This is a genomic window from Streptomyces sp. NPDC000880 (genome assembly GCF_053599675.1).
Map to the genome: position 1 here is coordinate 35,695 of NZ_JBSFMS010000028.1, position 7,431 is coordinate 43,125.

Sequence of the window (7,431 nt, forward strand, 5' to 3'; positions counted from 1 at the left end):
CGCAGCGCCGGGCCGACCGGGTTCAGACCTTGCCGGTGATCCGGTCGATCTCCGCCACCTCCTCGGCGGTCAGCGCCCACGAACCCGCGGCGGCGTTCGCCTTGACCTGCTCGACGCTGGTGGCCCCGGCGATCACGGAGCCGACGGCCGGTCGGGCGATCAGCCCGGCAAAGGCGACGTCGAGCAGAGAGCGTCCGCGCTGCTCGGCGAACGAGGTCAGGGCCTCGATCACGTCCCAGGGGGCGTCCTCCACCTTCTGGAACCGCTGGAAACGCGGGTCGTTCAGGCGACTGCCGGCCGGTGCCTCCGCGCCGCGGCTGTACTTGCCGGTCAGCAGGCCGTTCTCCAGCGGGAAGTACGGCAGAACGCCCAGGCCGTAGTGCTCGGCTGCGGGGATCAGCTCGTCCTCGGCCTTGCGGGTCAGCAGGCTGTAGTGGTTCTGCGCCGAGACGTACGGGGTGAGGCCTTGCTCGCGCGCGGTGTGCACCGACTCGGCGACCTGCCACCCGGTCAGGTTGCAGCAGCCGATGTAGCGGACCTTGCCCTCTCGGACCAGGTCGTCCAAGGTGGCGAGGATCTCCTCGACCGGGGTGCCCGCGTCACGCCAGTGCAACTGGTACAGGTCGATCCACTCGGTACCGAGCCGGCGCAGCGACGCCTCCACGGCCGTGCGGATGTAGCGGCGGGAGTTGCGCCGCCCCCAGTCCGGGCCGAGCGCCCCAGCCATGTCGCCGCCGAACTTCGTGGCGACGACCGCCTCCTCGCGGCGTCCGCGCAGGGCCTTGCCGAGCAGTTCCTCGGAAGCACCCTTGGGGCTTCCATAAGTGTCCGCAGTGTCGAAGAAGTTGATGCCCGCGTCCAGCGCCGCGCCCACAACCTCCCCCGTGGTGGCCTCATCGATGCGGAATCCGAAGTTGTTGCAGCCCAGGCCCACCGCCGAGACGACGAGACCGGAGTTGCCGAGCTGGTTATATTGCATTTCCGTCACGGCCCGATGCTAACTCCGGCACCTGTGCTGTCGGCGGGCCCGGTCGGGACCACGCGATCTGATCCCGCTTCCGGGTACCCAGGCCCGGAAGCGGTAAGACAAGAGGTTCTAGACCAGCTGTGAGCGCGCGCCAGCCCACTTGACCTCCGCACCGGCGCCTTCGCCGCCCGTGCTCTCGGCCTGGGCGCGAAGTGCGGACTCGATGACAGCCCTGTACGACGGGATCACCGCGGCGAAGAGTCCGCCCCACTCGAGAGCGTCCTCGCGGGCCCAGGTCCGCTGCCACTCGGAGATCACGGCCGCGACATCCACGACGATGACGCCGGCCCGGGACAGCCGCTCGATGGACACGCGCTGGGCGACATCGGAGTAGGTCCCCGACGCGTCGATGACCGCGTACACGGTGTATCCCTCAGCGAGCGCAGCCAGCGCCGGCTCCACCACGCAGATGCTGGTCATGATGCCGCCGATCACCAGCGTCCGCCGACCGGTGGCCGCCACGGCGTTGCGGAAGCCATCGACGTCCCAGGCGTTGATCTGGCCCTGCCGCTGCACATACACGGAATGCGGCGCGTTCTCGAAGATCTCCGGCACCAGCGGGCCGTTCGGGCCCTCGGGTACGGAGGCGGTCGCGATGACCGGCACCCCGGCCAGCGAGGCGGCCTTGCTGATGGCCGCGACGTTGGTGCGCAGTTCGTTGACGGACAGGTCCTTGACGACCTGCAGCAGGCCGCTCTGGTGGTCGACCATGAGCAGCGCGCTGTCAGCGGCGTCGATCAGACCGTTGTTCTTGGACATGAGGCTCTCCCTTTTCGTGCCGGGCAACGGAGTCGCTGCCCTGGCATGGAGGTAGAGCGCCGGAAACCGTCCGCCACTTCCCCCGCCGGAGCGATCGATTACGAACGGTGTCATCATCCTCAGAGATGAATGGAGGAGGTCAGTCATGGATCTGAGGCAGCTCGAGTTCGCCGTCGCCGTCGCCGACCACGGCGGCTTCACCGCGGCGGCTCGTCAGCTGCACGTCGTGCAGTCGGCGGTGTCCAGCACGGTGCGGGCCCTCGAACGCGAACTCGGCGCGGTGCTCTTCGAGCGGAATACCCGGTACGTCCGTCTCACCGCTGCCGGTCAGGCGTTCCTGCCGGCAGCACGCGAGGCGCTGGAAGCGGCCCGGCAGGTAAGAACCGCGGTGGCCGAAGCATCGGGGACGCTGCACGGGACCGTGACCGTCGGCATGATGCAGGGAGTCTCGCCGGGGCTGCACCGCGCGCTCGCCCAGATGGCAGAAAGGCATCCCCAGGTCACCGTCAGACTCCGCCAGGCATCTCCCGACGCCCTCCAGGAGTGTGTACGCGACGGGAACCTCGACTTGGCCGTGGTGACGCCCAGCGAACACCAGGCGAGTTGTCTCGTGGCGCGGCAGTTGTGGGAAGAGCCCATGGTGCTCGTCATCAACCCTGCCGACGCGCTCGCCGGCCACAGCCCCGTAACCCTGGACGCCACCGAAGGACGCGCATTCGTAGACTTCTCCGAAGACTGGGCCGTGCGCCACGAGGTCGACCTTGCCTATCGCGCCGCGAAGGCCAAGCGCAACAGCCGGTTCGAGGTCAACGATCTGATCGCCGCCGTCGACCTGGTGGAACAGAACCTGGGCATCAGCATCATGCCGGCCTCGTTCGCGGCCCGTTTTCCGCAGCTCCTCACCCGCTCCATCGCACGCGACGCGCCGAAGTGGAGAGTCATGGTCGTGCACCGCCAGGACGGCGACGGAAGCCCGGCGGTCAAGGCCCTGCTGGACCTGATTCGCTGAGAACCTGTGGTCTTAAGAAGGCGTTGTCCTACCGATCCAACGTGTGTGTCTGATCCGGCTTCTCAGACCCCGAAGCCATCGCCACCTCCGCCCATACGGTCTTGCCTACGGGGACACGGGGCGTCGCACCCCAGCGGCTGGCCAAGACGTCCACGAGGAGCAGACCGCGGCCTGACTCGTCGTCGGGAGAAGGCATCGACGCACTGGTCGGGGGCCGCTCCGAGGCGGCGTCCGAAACCTCGATACGGATCAGACACCGCCGCGCATCGAAGCTCAGGCAGAGGTGGAAGTCGCGCCCGGGGACCCGCCCGTGGCGCACGGCGTTGGTGGCGAGCTCCGCCACCAGCAGGGCGACGGTGCAGGAGATGTCCGATGCGGGCGGATGCCCCCACTCCTCCAGGCGCCGCACCGCCAGCCGCCGGGCGAGCCGCGCTCCCCGGGCTGACGAGTTGAACTGCGCGGCGAACCTGCGGTCTTCGGCCCCGGCGTGGGCTTCCTCTCCAAGCACCCTTACGGCCGACTCCGTCTCGCGCTCCGGGCCGTCGCCCGACGTGGCCATGGTCTTCAGCACGTGCCGTCCATCCCAGTCCGTCGATCCGTCGCACGACCCACAGCGTGTGCGGGTCGTGACGTTCCGTACTCAAGGATCGTCATGCGCGCCTACGCTCGGAAGGTGACGACGCCTTACGTCGCAAGCGGTAAGGAACGGAAGTGAGGCCATGGCCAAAGGAATTCAGCCCGAGGAGTCGATGGCCGCGCTCTTCGGCTCACGCGTCCGCAGACTTCGTACGGCCGCCGGGCTGACCCAGGCCGAACTGGGCGCCAGGACGCATGTGGTGAGTACCCGGATCACCCAGATCGAGCGCTCGTCGGGGGCGAAACCGACGCTGGAGTTGGCTCGGGCGCTCGACGCGGTCCTTGGGGCGGACAACCTACTGGTCGACCTGTGGCCCTACGTCTACCGAGAGGCGTTCCCCGACTGGTCGCGGGCGTTCATGGCGCACTCGGCGCGAGCCGTGTCCATCGGGCAGTACGCGGCGCACGTCGTGCCTGGCCTTTTGCAGACGGAGGCCTACGCGCGGGCCGTTCTGAGCGTCGGCCGCTCACTCACCGGCGAGGAGCAGCTGGAGGAGCGCGTTGCCGCCCGGCTCGCGCGGCAGGAGCGGCTGGGTTCGCCCGACCGCCCGGAGCTGTGGGTGGTCCTGGACGAGGCGGTGCTAAGGCGGCCAGTAGGTGGCAAGGCTGTCATGCAGGGCCAGTTGGCCCGGCTGCTGGATGGGGCTGCCAAGCCTCACATCACCGTGCAGGTGCTCCCCTTCGACCAGGGCGAGCACGACGCGTTGGGCGGCTCCCTGACCGTTCTGACGCAGCCGGATGGCTCCGAGGTCGCCTACACGGAGGGCGCGCACTACGGCCAACTCGTCGAGGATCCAGCCGAGGTCAGGCGCTTCACGGTGACCTACGATCGGCTGCGGGCGGCAGCGCTGCCCCCGCTCATGTCACTCGACATGATCCGATCCGTGATGGAGGGCAACTACCGTGCAGCGACTGTCCCGTCCCGATCTGAACGCCGCCGTCTGGCGCAAGAGCAGCTACAGCAATCAGGAGGGGGGCGACTGCGTGGAGGTGGCGGACGGATTCCCCGGCGTCGTGCCCGTCCGTGACAGCAAGGCCCCGAACCGTCCCGCTCTGGTCTTCCCGGATCACTGCTGGGCGTCGTTCATAGGCGAGTTGAAGGCCGCCGACCGGGGCTGAGTCCTCTGGGTACCGGCTCGCGCAGGGGCCTCCCGGAACCGCCGGAACCTCGTGCGCGGGGGACCGGAGGGCCACGAACTCCCCCAAAGAACCTGGGGTAAAGAACCACCTGCCCTCCCTCCCCTCCCCCGCGTCACCCGTACGGGTGACCGGCTTGCGGGTGTGGGAGGCGGGCGGTTACGTTCGCCGCAACAACCGCAGACATATGACGGCCCCCGGCCGGGACTGCAATCCCGATCGAGGGCCTCACCGATCAGGAAGTAGTGCCTTCCCGATGGCTGACCCGCAGTCTAACGCGCCCCTGCGCGCCCCCGCCGGAGCACCGACCTCCGGCGTGATCCACGTTCGCACCCGTCTCACCGCCGACTTCACCGTGATCACCAACGCCCTTGCGCAGCGGCGCGGAAGCGCGGTCACGGTCGGCGTCGCGGCGTACATCCTCTCGCTGCCGGACGGCGCACCCGTGCGAATCGACGCCCTGTGCGCGCACTTCACCGAGGGCGAGATCCTCATCTCCCGGGCGCTCAGGGAGTTGGAGGCCGACGGCTATCTGGAGCGGCGGTGCGAGCGCGGACCCGGCGGCGTGCTGCGTACGAGGACGTACTTCTACGACCTGCCGGGACAGGGCGATCCCACGCCGACGCCGCCTGCGCCGCCACGGCCCCGCAGGTCCGCGCCGGAACAGGCACCCGCGCCGGCACCTCGGCCGGAAGCCGCCTCGGAAGCGAACCCGGAGGCGACCACGCCCGAGCCCGCGCCAGCTCTGATCCCTCCTCCTGCACGAGAAGCCGCGTGCGCACCGCCCGTCCTGCCGGCATCCGCCCCCGAAGCCGCGCCTCCTCCCCCGCACCAGGAGCCCGACCTGCGGGCCGTCATCATCCTGGCCTCGCTGCGCATCCGCGACCGCCGACTGATCCTGTCCCGACGGGAGGTCGCCCAACTCGCCCCGGCAGTCACCCAGTGGCTCGCGCAGGGCGTCGGGCAGGAGGAGATCACCGACCTGCTCACCACCGGACTCCCGGACCGCATCCAGGCACGACCAGCTCGCATCCTGGCTTTCCGTCTCCGTGACCTGCCCGTCGCCGCACCTGCCCAGGCCGCCACGTCCCCGACCCCTCCCGTCCTGCCCTGGCAGACCTGCGACGGCGGCTGCGAACGCGCCTTCCGCGCCGCGGAACCCGGCCGCTGCGGCGACTGCCCGCCCGACGACGTGACCACGACAGGCCCTGCCGTCACCCACGACGACCACCTGCAAGCGGCATGCTGAGCCGGTGTGCCGCCGCTCCCCCCGTGGGAGCCTGGTTGTGCGACGATGCGGGACCTGGCAGCAACGGGAGGTGGATCATGGTCGACAGGTTTACGGACGGGCTCCTCACACCTACGGAAACGTCCTCCTACCTTGAGATTCCGTCGTCGACTCTCACCTCCTGGCTGAAGGGCAGGGCGGCCGGAGCCCCTCTCGTACACCAAGTTGCGCCCGTGCGCAAAGGCCAGCCGTCGGTGCCGTTCATCGCCGTGGCCGAAGCCCATGTCCTGCGTTCACTGCGCTCTCTCGGCCTGCGGATGAGCGAGATTCGGGAAGCGGCGGCCGCGGTGCGGGACGCCTTCGACACCCCGTACGGCCTCGTATCGAAGCGGATCGCCACGGACGGCGTGGACATCTTCGTCGAGCACGGTTTCGGAGATCTGCGTAGAGCCCGGGACGGACAGGCCCCCATCCACGAGGTGGTGTCCGAGTACCTCCGCTACCTGACCTGGGACGCGGACGACGATTTCCCTTCCAGTCTGCGGCTGAGGCAGTACCCGGAGTCCGTACCGGTCGTGATCGACCCGAGGTTCGGCCGTGGTCTGCCCGTCATCGCGGCCAACCGTGTCCCGGTCAAGGCCGTCACCGACCTCTGGGAAGCCGGCGAGACCGTCGAGGACATCGCCTACGAGTTCGACATGACCCCTGAGCAGGTTGACTCGCTGTGCCACGCAGTGGTGCGCCTTGCCGCCTGAGTTCTTCCTCGACCGCAACCTCGGGCGGCGCGTCGCGGAGGAGTTGAGGGCACGCGGCTGGGCGGTTCATTGCATCGTCGACGGCCATGACGGCGGGCTGCCGCACTGACGGCACCGCCGTTCAGTCAGACAGGGCAAAGGGACATGGGGATCACTCGACCCTGGCGTCGTACAAGGCGGCGTCGTCGGGAATCCAGGGGAATCTGATCCACGGGTACTTGGTGGAGCAGTGCCCATGCAGGTCGAAGGCGAGTACGGCATCGATGAACGGTTGGGGTGGCAGGTAGCCGTGGTCGGCTACGTAGTGCCCGATCAGGTGCGGGGCGGCGAAGGTAGACCCGGACGTGCTGGGGACGCGGATCTCACCGGTCCCGGCGGCGGCGCAGCGGTGCCCCGGCCGTGGGGTGAACCACTGGCGCGAGTCGTCCAGCAGCTGCGGGCAGAGGTCGCAGTCGTGAAGGCCCAGCATCCCGTTGACCTCTTGGGCGTCCAGGACGGCCAGCAGTTTGTCGATGAAGCCCGTCGGCGCCGGTCCTGCCGTCCAGGGGTATTCCGTAGCCAGCCAGCCGACGTTGATCCGCTCGTAAGCGGGCTGGAAGCTGACAAAGCGCATGCCGTGCGTGGTGCGGTCCGTGAATATGTCGCCATCGTCGGCGTAGCTGTAGCGGCTGAGATCTTCGTAGAACACGCGGACATCCCATCACCACCGTCGCACCACATCACCTCCGTCGCAGCGCCGGCAATGCCGCACGGCACACTGAGCGCGGCGCCCTGGGTGTGCCCGGACCACGCCCGCCCGGCAGTTGCGAGTGAGCCCCGCCCCCGGTGCTGGAGACCGGGCCAGCCGCACCCGGTGCCTCCCGGCGGGGAGGGGCCGTGC

At 69.1% G+C, this 7,431-nt stretch carries 9 protein-coding genes; 5 read left to right on the forward strand and 4 right to left on the reverse strand.

Going from position 1 to position 7,431, the window contains the following annotated elements; translation table 11 throughout:
• Positions 1 to 22: 22 nt before the first annotated feature.
• Together ACWDO5_RS12445 and ACWDO5_RS12450 are read right to left on the reverse strand one after the other, a co-directional pair.
• Positions 23 to 979 carry an aldo/keto reductase gene (locus ACWDO5_RS12445; RefSeq protein ID WP_450530289.1) on the reverse strand — a complete coding sequence of 319 codons (957 nt, stop codon included), beginning with the start codon at positions 977 to 979 and terminating at the stop codon, positions 23 to 25.
• A gap of 117 nt (positions 980 to 1,096) precedes the next feature.
• Positions 1,097 to 1,786, reverse strand: coding sequence for an isochorismatase family protein (locus tag ACWDO5_RS12450; protein ID WP_450530268.1), 690 nt, complete (start codon positions 1,784 to 1,786; stop codon positions 1,097 to 1,099).
• Between the two features lie 145 nt (positions 1,787 to 1,931).
• Between ACWDO5_RS12450 and ACWDO5_RS12455 the strand changes: the two genes are divergently transcribed.
• Positions 1,932 to 2,795, forward strand: coding sequence for a LysR family transcriptional regulator (locus tag ACWDO5_RS12455; protein ID WP_450530269.1), 864 nt, complete (start codon positions 1,932 to 1,934; stop codon positions 2,793 to 2,795).
• A 28-nt stretch (positions 2,796 to 2,823) separates the two neighbouring features.
• On the opposite strand, the gene ACWDO5_RS12460 is transcribed toward ACWDO5_RS12455, so the two are convergent.
• Positions 2,824 to 3,366 (reverse strand): ATP-binding protein, encoded by a 543-nt coding sequence (locus ACWDO5_RS12460; RefSeq protein ID WP_450530270.1) that lies wholly within the window; start codon positions 3,364 to 3,366, stop codon positions 2,824 to 2,826.
• Positions 3,367 to 3,544: 178 nt separating this feature from the next.
• Here ACWDO5_RS12460 and ACWDO5_RS12465 point away from each other — a divergent pair, with 178 nt between their 5' ends.
• The 4 genes from ACWDO5_RS12465 to ACWDO5_RS12480 all read left to right on the forward strand — a co-directional run bounded on the left by ACWDO5_RS12465 (position 3,545) and on the right by ACWDO5_RS12480 (position 6,551).
• Positions 3,545 to 4,459, forward strand: a complete 915-nt coding sequence (locus tag ACWDO5_RS12465) for a helix-turn-helix domain-containing protein (RefSeq protein ID WP_450530290.1) — start codon at positions 3,545 to 3,547, stop codon at positions 4,457 to 4,459.
• Positions 4,422 to 4,550 (forward strand): DUF397 domain-containing protein, encoded by a 129-nt coding sequence (locus ACWDO5_RS12470; protein ID WP_450530291.1) that lies wholly within the window; start codon positions 4,422 to 4,424, stop codon positions 4,548 to 4,550. The genes ACWDO5_RS12465 and ACWDO5_RS12470 overlap by 38 nt, the downstream gene beginning before the upstream one ends.
• A 274-nt stretch (positions 4,551 to 4,824) precedes the next feature.
• A complete protein-coding gene (locus ACWDO5_RS12475; protein ID WP_450530271.1) occupies positions 4,825 to 5,817 on the forward strand; it encodes a hypothetical protein in 993 nt (330 codons plus the stop codon).
• Between the two features lie 77 nt (positions 5,818 to 5,894).
• Positions 5,895 to 6,551, forward strand: a complete 657-nt coding sequence (locus ACWDO5_RS12480; RefSeq protein WP_450530272.1) for a DUF433 domain-containing protein — start codon at positions 5,895 to 5,897, stop codon at positions 6,549 to 6,551.
• A 151-nt stretch (positions 6,552 to 6,702) separates the two neighbouring features.
• Here the strand turns inward: ACWDO5_RS12480 and ACWDO5_RS12485 are convergent, their stop codons facing one another.
• Positions 6,703 to 7,239 carry a DUF7919 family protein gene (locus ACWDO5_RS12485; protein ID WP_450530273.1) on the reverse strand — a complete coding sequence of 179 codons (537 nt, stop codon included), beginning with the start codon at positions 7,237 to 7,239 and terminating at the stop codon, positions 6,703 to 6,705.
• Between the last annotated feature and the right edge of the window lie 192 nt (positions 7,240 to 7,431).

Coding starts and splice junctions, on each gene's coding strand:
- ACWDO5_RS12450 (WP_450530268.1), bottom strand. CDS start 1,786: ATGTCCAAGAACAACGGTCTGATCGACGCCGCTGACAGCGCGCTGCTC.
- ACWDO5_RS12465 (WP_450530290.1), top strand. CDS start 3,545: ATGGCCGCGCTCTTCGGCTCACGCGTCCGCAGACTTCGTACGGCCGCC.
- ACWDO5_RS12445 (WP_450530289.1), bottom strand. CDS start 979: ATGCAATATAACCAGCTCGGCAACTCCGGTCTCGTCGTCTCGGCGGTG.
- ACWDO5_RS12480 (WP_450530272.1), top strand. CDS start 5,895: ATGGTCGACAGGTTTACGGACGGGCTCCTCACACCTACGGAAACGTCC.
- ACWDO5_RS12455 (WP_450530269.1), top strand. CDS start 1,932: ATGGATCTGAGGCAGCTCGAGTTCGCCGTCGCCGTCGCCGACCACGGC.
- ACWDO5_RS12475 (WP_450530271.1), top strand. CDS start 4,825: ATGGCTGACCCGCAGTCTAACGCGCCCCTGCGCGCCCCCGCCGGAGCA.